Here is a 13,922-nt window from a genome sequence, read left to right on the forward strand (position 1 = left end):
TCCTGTCCTCTTAATTCTAAAGCATCCCTAAGGCAATCTTGGCATAGCGAGATAATTTTTCCAATGACCAAGGTGGGTCAAAGGTCAGTTCAACTTGAATATCCTCGACGCCAGGAATTTCTCCTAATGCTGCCTGAATGTCCCCAATTAAAACCCCCGCTAAGGGACACATCGGAGTCGTTAATGTCATTAAGACCTTTAACTTACCAGGCGCTTCCTCGATCACCTCATAAATTAATCCTAAATTAATCAAATCCAAGCCTAATTCTGGATCAATGACTTGAGACAACTGATCTACAATTTGAGTTTGAAATTCCGTTAAATCTCTTCCCTGTCGCATCATCTCTAAATCCATACACTACCTCCTTTAACTACTCTATTGTAAATAAAATGAATGAGATTGCAATCAATACGAATTCAGTGACCATTGAGTCTTCTAGATATTTTGAATAATTAGGAAATATCAACGACCAATTGAAAACCAGTGATCATTATCTTCTTAAAACAAGAGTCTGACTATGATATAATGGACAATCATCAAGGAGGAAAACTATGCAACAACATTTAATTGCCATTGATCTAGATGGAACCACTCTCAATAACCAATCCAAACTTAGCCCCTTAACACGACAATGCTTAAGAAAACTCGATGAAATGGGGCATCTTATAGCAATCGTAACAGGAAGACCCTATCGCACATCCATTGGCCTTTATCAAGAATTAGGGATTACAAGTCCGATGGTTAATTTCAATGGGGCCTATTGTTGTTTTCCTCAGCGTCCAGCTTGGACTGCTGCCTATCATTATGACTTAGACCGGTCAATCGCTTTAGAGCTTTTAAAAAGGCAAGACAGCTTAAATGTCAATTTAATCTGTGCTGAAGGGATTGATCGCCTCTATTCTTCATCGATGAACTTACCAGATTCACCTTACTATCCTAAAGAAGAAACCCAATTGTCTAAGCTGACCCGATCAAGCTTAACTAAAAACCCTACCGCCCTAACCCTCTTTTCAAGTGAAGACCAGCAAACGTTTATCAAACAACAGATTGAAGATAAGTATTCAAATCAAGTTGCAGTAAGAACTTGGGGAGGAGAATTTCCAGTTCTTGAAGTCGTTCGAGCCGGAATTAATAAGGCGGTCGGTGTTAAGGCTATTGCCGACTTCTACCATATCCCCAGAGAAAGTATTTACGCCTTTGGCGATGAAGATAACGATCGGGAAATGATTGAGTATGCTGGACATGGTGTCGCAATGGCGAATGCCATTGCGTCGATCAAAAATAGCGCAGATGAAATTACTGATTTTACCAATGATCAAGATGGTCTCGCCAAACATTTGATTAAAGCCTTTGATCTAAAAATTCTTTCATAAAAAAGCCTGCAGACTCAGGAACATTATGAGGATAACTGTTTCAAACAGTTTGATCCAACAAAGTTTCTAAGCCTGACAGGCTTTTTAATCGTTTAAATCATCCACATTCTCATAAAGTTGATCGAACTCTAACCCATAACTATAGTTGTGACTATTATCCGTCAAGCTTTCAGGTAAAGGCTGGGTGGTTTGAACTTGTTTCTTCATGGCTCGCTGTTGATCTCGACTAAAGAAATGACCAACGACCTTAATCGAAGGCACGATATTAATAAAGGCTTTATCATCAGCATGCTTAACGGCTTGCTGTAAGGCATATAATTCATAACGGTTGATCACAACCATGACCACACTCCGCTTGTCTCGAAGATAGCCTCCCTGACCATCTAATATCGTTACACCACGAACAATGGACTTATAGATCGCATTCACAACCTCATCCATCTTGTTAGTGACTACCAAGGCAGTGAGACGTTGTTCAGAGGTATGTATGCTATCAATCGTATTGGCTAATACATAAATCGAAATTAACGTATAAAGTGCATTCTCCCATTCGAACAAAACACCCGACGCAAAAATGATCAAGGAGTTAATCGCAAATCCTAAGATCCCGATATTCACATTCACAACCCGTGCTAAGACCAGCGACACAATATCCAATCCACCACAGGATAGGCCAAACTTAATTGCAACGGCTGAACCTAAACCACAAATCACGCCCCCCATAATGCCATTAAGTAAGGGATTCGTTGAAACTTGAATTACTGGTACAATATTCGTAAAAACAGTCGATAAAAAAACGACCAACAAACTTAGTAAAGTGAAATCACGACCAATCTTAAACCATGACAATAAGAGTAAGGGCACGTTCAGAATAAACACTAGGTTTCCGACCGTCAAGAAAGGCCCAATCACTGGAATAACGGGTGCAAAATAATTAATAATTTGAGCAATCCCAGAAGTCCCCGAAGAAAAAATGTCTCCCGGAATCAAAAAGAAATTTAAACCCATGGCTATAAAAAACGCAGCCATATTTGCAATCAACACTTGAAATAAGATACGCACCAATGGCCTATCTTGAATATATTGTTCAAACAACCATACTCCCCCTTATTAATAAAATGAAACCAGATCATTCTATCATAGATTAGAGACTTTTGCCCAACTTTTCAGGCAATGATTTTTGCAATAGTCGTGCAATCGTCGATCCGATCACTAGGGTATCATATAAAGGTCTGGGATCCTGACCGCATCTGATGAGACTGCGTAGATAGATTTCCCCATCCCCAGCTAAATAAAGATTATAATAACCTGTTTTCGCACCATTTAAGTCATTAATCGCTTCTAAAGCTTGGAATTTCTTTTGGTAATCGTCCAAAACATGAACTTGACGATAAATAATTTGCGCATCAAAATAAGCTTCCTCACTCTTTTGTAAGATGACTTCTACCATTAACATTCGCTCTTTGGATGCTCTAAACTGAAAACGATATAAATGGTGTCCCCCTTCAATAGCTTGATACTGTGTCGGAAGTTCCTTTTCTTTTAACAGGGCCTCAAATTGTGTTTTAAATTCTAACATAACTACCCAACTTTCTAATTTGTTTGAAATCTTCTTAAGTATAACAAATTATTATATAATCTTAAAGCGATTGACAAGCATTGCAAAAATGGTAACTTATAAGAGTAAGCAAGCGCTTAAAATACCAGAGAAAGCGATGGGATCGAATTCATGAAAAATCAATTATCTGATCACACAATCAATGACCTAATGGAAATTATTAATCTCGAAGCCATCAAACAATTACCTAAATCCACAGAGCACTTTATTTCGGATGTGCATGGGGAATTTGAAGCCTTTGACCATCTGCTCCGGAATTGTTCCGGTGTTATATCCATTAAAGTAGACGACTTGTTTGATGGGATATTAAGCGAAGAAGAAAAACTCGATCTCTGCTTTAACATTTACTATCCGGAAGATTTAGTCTTAAATGCTGAAAAATCCAAAGAAGAATGGATGATCTTGCTCGACCAATTAGTTCGACTAACGCGTCATGTTACCTCAAAATACACGCGCTCAAAAGTCCGCAAGGCCTTGCCTTCCGCTTATGCGTATATTCTGGAGGAACTCATCTATCAATATGATGCTGAAAACGATAAGATGCGTTATTATCATACGATCTTCAACACCATGATCGACCTTGATCTCGCTCGTCACTTTGCGGTTGCTCTGGCCCATTTAATTCAACGCTTTGTAGTCGATCATCTCCATGTATTAGGGGATATCTATGACCGTGGTCCGAATCCAGATAAGATCATGGATCGACTCATGGTGATTCCATCAATGGATATTCAATTGGGCAATCACGATATTATCTGGATGGGAGCTTATGCCGGCTCACTGGCATGTCTAACGACTGTCTTGCGAATTCAACTGCGTTACGGAAATACCCAACTACTTAAAGATTATGGTATCGATCTTTCCCGTCTTGCTAAATATGGTCACCGTTACTACCAAGATAATGAAGCCTTTCGTCCTCGGGGTAGCAACTTAAACTTAAGCCCAGAAGATGAGCTAGAAATCACCTTGATGCATCAAGCAATTTCCATTATGCAATTTAAGGTTGAAGGACAAGTCATTCAACGACGGAGTGACTTCCAAATGGAGGATCGACTCTTACTGGATAAATTATCAGCAGATCGACAATCAATTCATCTGAACGGTAAAAAATATAGTATTAAAAACGGTTGCTTCCAACGGGTCAATCCAGATAACCCCTATGAGCTAACACTTGGTGAAGAACTCGTCCTATTAGACCTATTGCATCAATTTCAAACTTCTCCAGCCCTTAGTCGTCATATGAACTTTTTAGCCCAACAGGGAACTCTATACTTGACTTATAATAAAAATCTACTCTTTCATGGTTGCCTACCGATGACCGATGATGGCGACTTTATGTCACTCACCCTAGATGGCAAGACCTATCAAGGACGCTCCTTAATGGACCGCTTTGAATATGCGATCCGCCAAGCCTACATTCATAAAAATGATCAAGATGACTTTAATAAAGATCTTATTTGGTATCTCTGGTGTGGTCCAGTTTCTCCACTCTTTGGAAAACATGCAATGACCACCTTTGAACGTTACTTCATCGAGGATAAATCCAGCCATAAAGAAAAGCAAAATATATATTATAGCTTGCGAGAAGAAGAGGACTTTTGCTTCAAAGTCTTAAAGGAATTTGGTCTTGATGAATCTGGTTATATTATTAATGGTCATACACCGATCAAAGCCATTGAGGGAGAAAAACCAGTAAAAGCAAATGGAAAAATGCTCGTGATAGACGGAGGTCTTGCTAAACCCTACCAAAAAGTCACCGGCATTGCCGGCTACACACTCGTCGATAATTCCCATGAAATATATATCTGTGCCCACCAGCCTTTTACGAGTCGATCTGAAGCAATCCAATCGAAGAAAGACATTCTCCCTAAAAAATACATTGTTACCGAACGTCCTAAACGACTCTTTGTCGCAGATACCGATTTAGGTATGGAATTCGATAAAAAGGCTGACCGATTAAAAGAAATGCTTTTAGAAAATGAATAATTATAAAAGAAATCCTCCCAAACACTTAACAAACATGTACTTGGGAGGATTTCTTATCAGTCCATAAAAAATAGGCCCTATTAATGGGCCTATAATTCTTATCTTAGAAACCGCGCTCTTTAATACGAGCAGCTTTACCAGATAAAGCACGAATGTAGTAAAGTTTCGCACGACGTACTTTACCTTTACGGGTCACTTCGATTTTAGCAACACGTGGTGAATGAACTGGGAAAGTCCGTTCAACACCAACACCGTTTGAAATCTTACGAACAGTATACGTTTCGCTGATTCCTGCACCACGGCGTTTAATCACTAAACCTTCAAAGATTTGCACACGTTCACGTTCGCCTTCAACAATTAAAGCGTGAACTTTCACGGAATCACCAGGACGAAAATCTGGGATATCGCTACGTAATTGACCTGCAGTGATCTTTTCAATCAATTGACTCATTCTTATTTCTCCTTCCAACAAACATTCTTAAATAGTCATTCTATTTAGCGGAATATCGTTAATTAGGGTCACTTGACCACTTGTTTAATTATACTAGAAAACAATCAATTGTAAAGGAAAATCTTGGTTTTTTTCAGCAAATCCCTTTATTTTTAACCCACTGACCTTCATAATATAGTTAAAAGGGGGATATATATGAACCATTCCATAAAACTTCACTTTACTGATCTTGAAACGATCATCATTCCAATCAGTCAAATTGACGACTTTAACTATCAAATAGAAAACGGACAAATCGATCAATATCAGCTAGTACTTAATCGATCATCGATCCTTGCCAACATCAAGGGTTATCCCTATCCAATTGACCACAACAATCTAGCTACTTACCTTACCGCTGACCACCCAGCTATTGTCAGCCTACAAATCGATGATCAGGATCCACTAAGTATCCGTTGGCAACAATTACCCAATCCTAGTCTACAGGATTGTCAATGCGAACCCATCAATATCCGATCCTATTCTATCCTTAAAGAAAAACAAATAATCCTCGGCAACCATGAATACTTAAAAGACTATTTCGGCCATAAAATTTATCAAAGTAAATAAAGCAATAAAAAAACCTGCTAAATCCCATGAATCTAGCAGGCCTTTTTAGATCTATTAAAAAATTTATGCTTCAGCAGCTACTGGATAAACAGAAACTTGCTTTGCTTTTTTGCCTTTACGTTCGAAACGAACAACACCATCAATTTTTGCGAATAAAGTATCATCGCCACCGCGACCTACATTATGTCCTGGATGGATTTTTGTTCCACGTTGACGGAAAATGATCGATCCTCCGGTAACCGTTTGACCGTCGCCAACCTTAGCACCTAAACGTTTAGCAATGGAGTCACGGCCGTTTTGAGTCGAACCTCCACCTTTTTTAGTCGCAAATAATTGTAAATTTAATTTTAACATCAACTTGCACCTCCTATGCGATAACTTGTTTGATCTGAATATACTCTGGATAAGATTCTTGCGTCACTGTCAGCGCCAAAATCACATGTTGGCATAACAATTGGATATCATGATCTCTATTCTTTATGTCCAAGTGTGGAATCGTCAGCTTCAAATATCCGCCATGAACATCATCTATTTCAACTTCTGTCTCAAGTGACAACAATTGATCCAAAGAATTTTCAAGCGAAATAATCTGACTAGAAACTGCCGCGCAAACGATATCTAATCCTGGATCAGCCATCTCAGCATGTCCTTTCAATTCAATAAAACGAACTTGCTTTTGATCTGAGCTCAATCCTATCTGAATTCGAATCATTAGGCTTTAATAGCATTAATCGTCAACTTAGTATAAGGTTGACGGTGTCCTTGCTTACGATGTGAATCTTTACGACGTTTATATTTGAAAGTAACGACTTTCTTAGCACGTCCTTGTTTTTCAACAGTTGCTTCTACCGAAGCTCCTGATACGAATGGTGAACCGATTTTAGTTTCGCCTTCGCCACCTACAAGAACTACTTCTTCAAAGTTTACTTTATCACCTTCTTGAGCGTCCAATTTTTCAACAAAAATTGTTTGTCCTTCTTCAACTTTGATTTGCTTACCGCCTGTCTTAATAATAGCGTACATTTAAGCACCTCCTATAATTTATTTTGAGACTCGCCAACTTGCGCGACCAATGTGCTTAATACACAAGCTGAGCGGTTGCAGATGTGGTGCTACACAATACAACAACAGTCTTATTCTAGCAGACTGATCTTCATCTTGTCAATGATTAATTGTAATTTGTTTTACCAAATTCGAACTCGTTTTTCAGGAGCAAGATACATGGAGTCTCCTTCTTTCGTTGCAAACTCTTGATGGAATTCATCCAGATTTCGAACTTGAATATTGGCCCGCAATTCCGCCGGTGCGTGAACGTCGATTTGTAATAACATCGCTTCAAATTCTGGTCGAGCCTTTTGACACCAAATCCGCGCCCAATTATAGAAAAATTCATCAATTTGGTAGTCAGACTCATGCTTTAAAGCTTGTAAAGCTGCCGTTAAGCCCCCGCAATCAGCAATATTCTCAGAAACCGTCAGTCGTCCATTAACACTTCCCTGCCTAAAAGGAATACCATCCCACTGATCAATCATAGCTTGAGCCTTGGCTTCAAAGGATCGGAAATCTTCTTCTGTCCACCAATTATTAATGTTTCCATCAGCATCCATCTTCGCACCATTATTATCAAATGCATGAGAAATCTCGTGAGCAATAACTGCTCCAATCCCACCGTAATTCTGAGACCGAGACTGGTCTAAACTATAAAATGGCGCTTGTAAGATCGCCGCTGGGAAGCAAATTAAATTCCCTGAAGGACTATAGTAAGCATTAACCATATCTGCTGGCATATGCCATTCTGTACGATCTACTTTTTTACCCATTTTTTCAAAATGATGGGCCACTATTATTTCTTGTAATTGACAAAAATTCTTAAAATAAGATTGGTCCGAATCGACTTTTAAATCGGAATAATAAGCAGGATAGCTATCAGGATAACCTACCAAGACTTCAAAGGCATCTAATTTTTGAATTGCTTTTTCGATCGTCTCTGGGCTTAACCAATCATTCTGATTTAATCGGTCTTGATAGACCTTGATCATCTGGTCAACCATCTCTTGCACATCTGCTTTAGCTTTTGGACCAAAGTATTTCCTACCATAATAGATACCTACTGGCTGACTAAAAACTTGTTTGACTTGATAATAAGCATGTTTTTTAAAGCTCTGCACTTCTGGGTTGCCTGACAAGGCCAGACTATACTGACTAGCCAATTGCCGAATTTCTTCAGATAATATATTAGCTAGATCATTAGCAACTCGGACCAATAACCAGGCTTGCAATTTTTTAAAGCCATCTTCTTTAAAGAAAGAGTTCCAAGCCTCAAAAAACTCAACTTGGGTCACAATAATGTTTTCAGGGACAAAACCAATCAAGCCTGTAATGATCGCATCAAACTTCAAGTTATTAAAATAAGCGATGACTTCATTGCTAGGACGTGGATTATATTGCTTAGTATAATCAGCTAATGCTTCTCTTGATTTTTGCTTTTGAGCAAAAGCTTTGTCCAATTCCAAAGCTAATTGAACAAGTAACTCAGCTCTTTCACTTGAATAGCCATATTTTTCTAATAGAGCTTGGCTTTGTTTTTCATAAGTTGCTAACAAACTCTGTCCCTTTTTATTTCCTTCTTGATAATAAACAGTATCTGGTAGAATTAGATTAGGTACATCTAAATATAAAGCATGCTCTTTAGCTGATTTCAGGTCTGGGCTAACCGATAAATTAAAAGGACTCGTCCAACCCATTTCTATCATTCGATAGATTCTATCTTGTAAATTTTCGTAGTCTTCCGCTTTTAGAATCCAATCCAAAATTTTCTTCGCTTCTTGCACTCCAATTTTCGTGCGACTATCTTGATCTAAAGCTAGTCGATAAAGCTTCACAAATTCCAATAGTGCTTCGTCTTCTAATTCAACGTTTCCAGCAAGCATCTGGTCCACTTCTGACAACATGGTCTCCTCAAGCTCATCCGCTAAAACTGAAAACCCTCCTGTACGAGATTTATCATTAGGAATAACCGCTGTTTTAAGCCAATCGCCATTCACTGCTTGGTATAAATCTTCTTTTACTAACTGTCGATCAATCGTCATACAAGCACCTCTTTCTTAAAATTATCTGTATTATATCATACTAAAAAAAGGCCTATCAATCTTAGACCCTACCAAAAAAGCTGCTTTTAAAAGCAGCTTTAAATCATTAAAAAATAATATGATCATTATAGCCCAACCAACGGAGTAAAGCTTTTGCTGGGAAATATAAGAAGAAGGCCATTGCAGTATTAAAAATTAAACTAGGTCCCAAGCGAACCAGTATGTAAGTTTGGACACTCATATCAACAAGGCCCACTCTTAAATAAAAATAATATACGACAAAATCGATTAGGGTAATCGCCACAATAAACAACATAAAATGAATAATCGCATTCCTTGGAAAGTACCTTCTTGTCTTCAGAATAAAATAAGTTAATAAATAGTAAATGATGGCATACAGGCCCAATACTGTCGTTAAATATGCATCTTGAACCAGACCGATCAAAAAACTATACCATAAAATATAGGAATGTCTCAGATAAAAGGCGAACACAAGGATAAAATATACCAAAAAATGAGGCACTATGACCTGCTGTTCGCCAATAAATGCCTTAGGAAATAAAGTAGATAAGGCGGCATCTACGACTAAAGCAATTAACAGGACCAAGGGAATTAATCCCTTAATATTCCGATCGCGTTGATAACTTTGATTATAAGCCAGATTAGTCCTTCTCATTAGCTTCACCTGCTCTTTGAATCACAGTTACAAATCGAATATCGGTCATTTCTCCGGCGGGTTTGATACGAACAATTTGGAAAAGACCATAGTCATCCATCTGGGTCGAAGTAACTTCACCGATTAATAAGGTTGATGGAATCACTCCCCCTAATCCAGAGGTAATTACCATGTTCCCTTTCTTAACCTTAGCATCTGGAGAAACCTGAGTCATTAAATACTCTTTAGTCTGGGGATCGTACTCACTAAGAACACCGATCGCCGAGGCCCCTTTATCATCAGTTTGGATGCGAGCCGACACCATACCATCTTTACTCTTTTGTGACATTAGGAGCAAGACTTTGGCTGAAGTTGGATACACCTCAATTACCCGGCCCACTAGACCATTTCCTGCCATCACCGCCATGTTTGGTTTAAGTTTTTTGTTTTCACCCGCATTAATAATCAAAGTTTCAGTCCACTGATCGGGATTACGAGAGATAACCGTAGCATTAACCGTTGTAAATTCAGAAAGTGTTTCACTTAGATCTAATTGCGAACGTAATTTTTCATTTTCAGTCTCTAAGTCAGCAATTCGAACCTGCATCTCGTATGCTTGATCGATTTTAGATTTTAAGGCTTCATTTTCCTCAAAGGTATTCACCAAATCATCCACCGAATTGACGAAACGCACCACCATGTTCACCGGCTCAGATAGAACACGACCAGTCCAAGATACCGTCTCATTCACTGCCAATTTTAAGATGTTGTTGGTTGAATTGAAAAGTGAGTAGCTAATCAAGGAAACAATTAGAATCCCACCTAAAAGAATCCCAATTAATTTTTTGTTATTGAGCATAAATAGTCTTCCTTCTTCCTATAGACGTGCTTGACGCTCGATCTGTTTACTTTGATAATTGAGTTGGTCAAATAACTTACCGGCTCCTATCGCAGCTGCATCAAAAGGATAATCATATGAACGTACAGGAATTCCAATTTCTCCTTCAATACGCGTTGCTAAACGCTTTAAGAGACATCCTCCCCCACTTAATAGGATTCCAGTTTCCAGAAGATCAGCCGATAACTCAATAGGTGTTTGTTCCAATACTTGTCGAATACCTAAAAGGATTTGTCCGATCACTTCATTGATAGCCTCTGCCACCAAAGCCGCTGAAACCTTAGCTTGGCTCGGCACTCCTTGGGCTACGCTGCGCCCCCGTACTAATAGATGATCTTGGTCATCACTTTCATAATGAGCATTTCCCAAAACAATTTTTAAGGTCTCAGCAGTATAGTCACCAATGAGCAACTGATGTTCATTACGAACTGCTTGCGCAATTTTATCATTCATACTACCCGAGGCTTGCTTTAGGGTTAGAGACTTTACTGTTTCACCATAGGAGATAACTGCAATATCCGTCGTCCCTTCACCAATATCTACAATCATCTTACCGCGCGCCTGTTCGACTTCCAAACCAGCTGCTAAGGCCACCGCATAAGGTGCTTCGACGATCATTGCTCGATTAATTCCTAGATCACGAATTGAATCAATAATCGCCTTTCTTTCTACCTTAGAAAGGTCGCAAGGAGCCGTTAAAACCACTTCCGGTTTTGAAAATGAATATTTTAATGAGGCCGACATAAAGTGAGCCAACATTTGTTTAGTGTAAGAAAAATGAGCGATCGCTCCGTGCTGCAAAGGATGAATCAGTTCATAATTATCAGAAGTACGTCCCTCCATCCTACTAGCTTCTCGGCCAAAAGCGACGACTTTTTGAGTCTGCTTTTCAACTGCCAATAATGAGGGTTCCCGTAAGGCAATCCCTTTATTAGCAACCGATATGACTGTATTCGCTGTACCAAGATCAATACCTAATCGTTCCTTGCCAAAAATTGCCACGTTCCTTCCTCCTCATTAATGATATAGCTTGATAAATTATATCAAAAGACCTAACTTGATTCAATGGATATCCTAGGTCTAATCCTATGGTTAGCCCTAATCATAGAGTCTAGTCTCTTTCTTAGAGGTATTAATCAAATAAGTTACTCGTCTCTCGAATGCTATGGTATATGCCATTTCCAATGATAATATGATCTAACAATTCAATGCCCATCATATCACCACAAGCAATCATCCGCTTGGTAAAATATAAATCTGCCGGTGATGGATCAGGATTACCTGATGGATGGTTATGAGCCAGAATAATTCGAGCAGTAGGATACTTTACTGCCTCTTTAAAAATTTCTCGAGGATGTGCCACGCTGGAGGCCAAAGATCCAATAAAAACGGTTTGTTTACGAATCACTTCATTTTTTGTATTTAAACACAACGAAACAAGATGTTCCTGTTGCAGGTCTCCCATTTCCTGGATTAACCACTGACCGACTTTCTGGGTCGAAGTTGCAATACCATATCTCGGTAAATTGGATATATGAACCCTAGACCCTAACTCAATCGCCGCTTTCAATTCAATCGCCTTAACCCGACCAATTCCTTTAATCGATTGGAACTCTTCAAGAGAAGCCTGCTTTAAATCATTTAAACAAGAAAAACAAGCCAAGAACTGCCCAGCTAGATCCATGACTGATTGCTCTCGAGTGCCTGTTCTCAATAGGATGGCCAATAATTCTTGATTGGATAAGGCCTTTACACCATACTGAACGAGTCTTTCTCTTGGTTGTTCTGGATGCCGAACCGCCTTCTTTTTCAAACTAGCATCGATATATGCCATAGTAAAACCCCTCCTTCACCTATAATTAGATGAATTGGAGGGGTTTGCGCTTTAACCATTAAGCTTTTGTGATAGAATGTATTCCCGAACTTGTGAGACAAAATATAAAGAACCTGTTATCAACAGTAAAGAACGATCAGATCCACTATGGTCATGACAATACTGGTCGATCCATGTCGGCCAATCTTCAATAAAATGATACGCCTGTTCTATCGGCTTATCCGTTTGTTCTAAGATAGCTTGGAAGTCTTCCAATTCCATAGATTCAAAATGATCAAAGCCGGTAAAATTAACCTGATCAACCTCAAAAGTTAATAATAAAGGAACTTGGTCGTGCTGATTTTTCTTTCTTAGTCCAGCATAAACCAATTCAATCTGATAGTCTTTAAATTGATGGGAGACAACTTCTTTTAAAGCTGTTAATCCTTCCATATTATGAGCTCCATCCAGATAAATCAAAGGCTGCTCACTAATTGCTTCCAAACGACCGATCCAGTGAGTCTGGCTCAAAGCTTGAAGAGCCTTGGACCAATCAATTTCTAAATGATGGCCTTGCATCCATAGAATAAACGCTTGTAAAGCAGTTGCTGCATTGTGGACTTGATGTTCACCAATCATAGCAATCTTTACCGCTAATGATTCATTCAAACATAAAGGACTCTTAAAAATAAATTCTGCCCCGTGAGGCCCCAAATCTTTAACCTGACTGACTTGATACTCTTTATCATAGTGATAGGCTTTAGCATGATGGTCCTGAGCCCATTGATCGATAACCGCTAATGGGCCCTCTTCCATATAACCAGTCACCGCACTATGGCCTGGCTTAATAATTCCCGCTTTCTCATAAGCGATCTTTTCTTTAGTATCACCCAACATTTCTGCGTGATCTAAACCAATGGATGTGATAACAGATACCTGTCCATCCAGAACATTAGAACAATCATGCATTCCACCAATACCCGCTTCAATAAGACATACATCAGGCTTCTTTTCTTGAAAGTATAAGCAGGCTAATATGGTAAACAATTCAAAATATATTAAGCGACCGTACTCTGAATGAGTCTCCATATAAGTATTCAATTCTTTTAAACGGTTTGTCCAACGAATAACCGCTTCATCTGAGATCTGTTCATGGTTATAACTAATCCGTTCATTAAATCGCTCAATATGTGGTGAAGTAAAAGAACCCACATTTAAGCCCTGACTTTGAAATAAGTCTCTCAAATAAGCGACCACTGATCCTTTACCATTAGTCCCCGTAATATGAAGGACCGGCAACCCAAGATGGGGATTCCCCATGTATTCTAATGCTTGATACATCTTCGTCATATCCGGACGTGGTATCGGATTGACTTGATTTAAAAGCCAGTCCGTTGCTTCTTCAATCCTTGTAAATTCCATTTATTTA

General features: G+C 38.9%; 16 protein-coding genes and 1 other annotated feature. Of the genes, 3 read left to right on the forward strand and 13 right to left on the reverse strand.

Going from position 1 to position 13,922, the window contains the following annotated elements; genetic code table 11:
* Nucleotides 1–16: 16 nt before the first annotated feature.
* Complete coding sequence (locus tag HMPREF9706_RS02020; protein WP_006907694.1) at nt 17–355, reverse strand: metal-sulfur cluster assembly factor; 339 nt, start codon at nt 353–355, stop codon at nt 17–19.
* Nucleotides 356–552: 197 nt separating this feature from the next.
* Between HMPREF9706_RS02020 and HMPREF9706_RS02025 the strand changes: the two genes are divergently transcribed.
* A complete protein-coding gene (locus HMPREF9706_RS02025; protein WP_006907695.1) occupies nt 553–1,374 on the forward strand; it encodes a Cof-type HAD-IIB family hydrolase in 822 nt (273 codons plus the stop codon).
* Nucleotides 1,375–1,458: 84 nt separating this feature from the next.
* Here HMPREF9706_RS02025 and HMPREF9706_RS02030 read toward each other — a convergent pair whose 3' ends face one another.
* Nucleotides 1,459–2,469 (reverse strand): YitT family protein, encoded by a 1,011-nt coding sequence (locus tag HMPREF9706_RS02030; RefSeq protein ID WP_006907696.1) that lies wholly within the window; start codon nt 2,467–2,469, stop codon nt 1,459–1,461.
* 49 nt (nt 2,470–2,518) lie between these two features.
* Entirely contained in the window at nt 2,519–2,953 is a 435-nt protein-coding gene (locus HMPREF9706_RS02035) for a hypothetical protein (RefSeq protein WP_006907697.1), read from the reverse strand.
* Between the two features lie 150 nt (nt 2,954–3,103).
* Here HMPREF9706_RS02035 and HMPREF9706_RS02040 point away from each other — a divergent pair, with 150 nt between their 5' ends.
* Nucleotides 3,104–4,978, forward strand: coding sequence for a fructose-bisphosphatase class III (locus HMPREF9706_RS02040; RefSeq protein ID WP_006907698.1), 1,875 nt, complete (start codon nt 3,104–3,106; stop codon nt 4,976–4,978).
* Nucleotides 4,979–5,081: 103 nt separating this feature from the next.
* Here HMPREF9706_RS02040 and rplS read toward each other — a convergent pair whose 3' ends face one another.
* Nucleotides 5,082–5,435, reverse strand: coding sequence for a 50S ribosomal protein L19 (gene rplS, locus HMPREF9706_RS02045; protein WP_277985550.1), 354 nt, complete (start codon nt 5,433–5,435; stop codon nt 5,082–5,084).
* Nucleotides 5,436–5,624: 189 nt separating this feature from the next.
* On the opposite strand from rplS, the gene HMPREF9706_RS02050 reads away from it, so the two are divergent.
* Nucleotides 5,625–6,038 (forward strand): hypothetical protein, encoded by a 414-nt coding sequence (locus tag HMPREF9706_RS02050; RefSeq protein ID WP_006907700.1) that lies wholly within the window; start codon nt 5,625–5,627, stop codon nt 6,036–6,038.
* Nucleotides 6,039–6,101: 63 nt separating this feature from the next.
* Here the strand turns inward: HMPREF9706_RS02050 and rpmA are convergent, their stop codons facing one another.
* From rpmA to HMPREF9706_RS02095, 9 genes are all read right to left on the reverse strand, one after another.
* Nucleotides 6,102–6,392, reverse strand: a complete 291-nt coding sequence (rpmA, locus tag HMPREF9706_RS02055) for a 50S ribosomal protein L27 (RefSeq protein WP_006907701.1) — start codon at nt 6,390–6,392, stop codon at nt 6,102–6,104.
* 13 nt (nt 6,393–6,405) lie between these two features.
* Complete coding sequence (locus HMPREF9706_RS02060) at nt 6,406–6,750, reverse strand: ribosomal-processing cysteine protease Prp (RefSeq protein WP_006907702.1); 345 nt, start codon at nt 6,748–6,750, stop codon at nt 6,406–6,408.
* Nucleotides 6,750–7,061 carry a 50S ribosomal protein L21 gene (rplU, locus tag HMPREF9706_RS02065; protein ID WP_006907703.1) on the reverse strand — a complete coding sequence of 104 codons (312 nt, stop codon included), beginning with the start codon at nt 7,059–7,061 and terminating at the stop codon, nt 6,750–6,752. Before rplU ends, HMPREF9706_RS02060 begins: the two co-directional genes overlap by 1 nt.
* A gap of 16 nt (nt 7,062–7,077) precedes the next feature.
* Nucleotides 7,078–7,148 (reverse strand) — a sequence feature (ribosomal protein L21 leader region).
* A gap of 74 nt (nt 7,149–7,222) precedes the next feature.
* Nucleotides 7,223–9,127, reverse strand: coding sequence for a M13 family metallopeptidase (locus tag HMPREF9706_RS02070; protein ID WP_006907704.1), 1,905 nt, complete (start codon nt 9,125–9,127; stop codon nt 7,223–7,225).
* Between the two features lie 106 nt (nt 9,128–9,233).
* A complete protein-coding gene (gene mreD / locus HMPREF9706_RS02075; protein WP_006907706.1) occupies nt 9,234–9,803 on the reverse strand; it encodes a rod shape-determining protein MreD in 570 nt (189 codons plus the stop codon).
* The gene (mreC, locus tag HMPREF9706_RS02080; protein WP_006907707.1) at nt 9,790–10,641 is read right to left on the reverse strand and encodes a rod shape-determining protein MreC; all 852 of its coding nucleotides are present in this window, start codon (nt 10,639–10,641) and stop codon (nt 9,790–9,792) included. Before mreC ends, mreD begins: the two co-directional genes overlap by 14 nt.
* A gap of 18 nt (nt 10,642–10,659) precedes the next feature.
* Complete coding sequence (mreB, locus tag HMPREF9706_RS02085) at nt 10,660–11,682, reverse strand: rod shape-determining protein (protein WP_006907709.1); 1,023 nt, start codon at nt 11,680–11,682, stop codon at nt 10,660–10,662.
* Nucleotides 11,683–11,812: 130 nt separating this feature from the next.
* Entirely contained in the window at nt 11,813–12,514 is a 702-nt protein-coding gene (radC, locus tag HMPREF9706_RS02090; protein WP_006907710.1) for a RadC family protein, read from the reverse strand.
* Between the two features lie 51 nt (nt 12,515–12,565).
* On the reverse strand, nt 12,566–13,915 hold the full coding sequence (locus HMPREF9706_RS02095) for a bifunctional folylpolyglutamate synthase/dihydrofolate synthase (RefSeq protein WP_006907711.1): 1,350 nt from the start codon (nt 13,913–13,915) through the stop codon (nt 12,566–12,568).
* Nucleotides 13,916–13,922: the final 7 nt, after the last annotated feature.

The sequence above is a fragment of the Facklamia hominis CCUG 36813 genome, assembly GCF_000301035.1.
GTDB classification, from domain to species: domain Bacteria; phylum Bacillota; class Bacilli; order Lactobacillales; family Aerococcaceae; genus Facklamia; species Facklamia hominis.

Bases quoted from the DNA above. Each gene is read 5' to 3' on its own strand.
- HMPREF9706_RS02025 (WP_006907695.1), top strand. From the start codon at position 553: ATGCAACAACATTTAATTGCCATTGATCTAGATGGAACCACTCTCAAT.
- HMPREF9706_RS02020 (WP_006907694.1), bottom strand. From the start codon at position 355: ATGGATTTAGAGATGATGCGACAGGGAAGAGATTTAACGGAATTTCAA.
- HMPREF9706_RS02095 (WP_006907711.1), bottom strand. From the start codon at position 13,915: ATGGAATTTACAAGGATTGAAGAAGCAACGGACTGGCTTTTAAATCAA.
- mreC (WP_006907707.1), bottom strand. From the start codon at position 10,641: ATGCTCAATAACAAAAAATTAATTGGGATTCTTTTAGGTGGGATTCTA.
- HMPREF9706_RS02050 (WP_006907700.1), top strand. From the start codon at position 5,625: ATGAACCATTCCATAAAACTTCACTTTACTGATCTTGAAACGATCATC.
- radC (WP_006907710.1), bottom strand. From the start codon at position 12,514: ATGGCATATATCGATGCTAGTTTGAAAAAGAAGGCGGTTCGGCATCCA.
- mreD (WP_006907706.1), bottom strand. From the start codon at position 9,803: ATGAGAAGGACTAATCTGGCTTATAATCAAAGTTATCAACGCGATCGG.
- HMPREF9706_RS02070 (WP_006907704.1), bottom strand. From the start codon at position 9,127: ATGACGATTGATCGACAGTTAGTAAAAGAAGATTTATACCAAGCAGTG.
- HMPREF9706_RS02035 (WP_006907697.1), bottom strand. From the start codon at position 2,953: ATGTTAGAATTTAAAACACAATTTGAGGCCCTGTTAAAAGAAAAGGAA.
- HMPREF9706_RS02040 (WP_006907698.1), top strand. From the start codon at position 3,104: ATGAAAAATCAATTATCTGATCACACAATCAATGACCTAATGGAAATT.
- rplU (WP_006907703.1), bottom strand. From the start codon at position 7,061: ATGTACGCTATTATTAAGACAGGCGGTAAGCAAATCAAAGTTGAAGAA.
- HMPREF9706_RS02060 (WP_006907702.1), bottom strand. From the start codon at position 6,750: ATGATTCGAATTCAGATAGGATTGAGCTCAGATCAAAAGCAAGTTCGT.
- rpmA (WP_006907701.1), bottom strand. From the start codon at position 6,392: ATGTTAAAATTAAATTTACAATTATTTGCGACTAAAAAAGGTGGAGGT.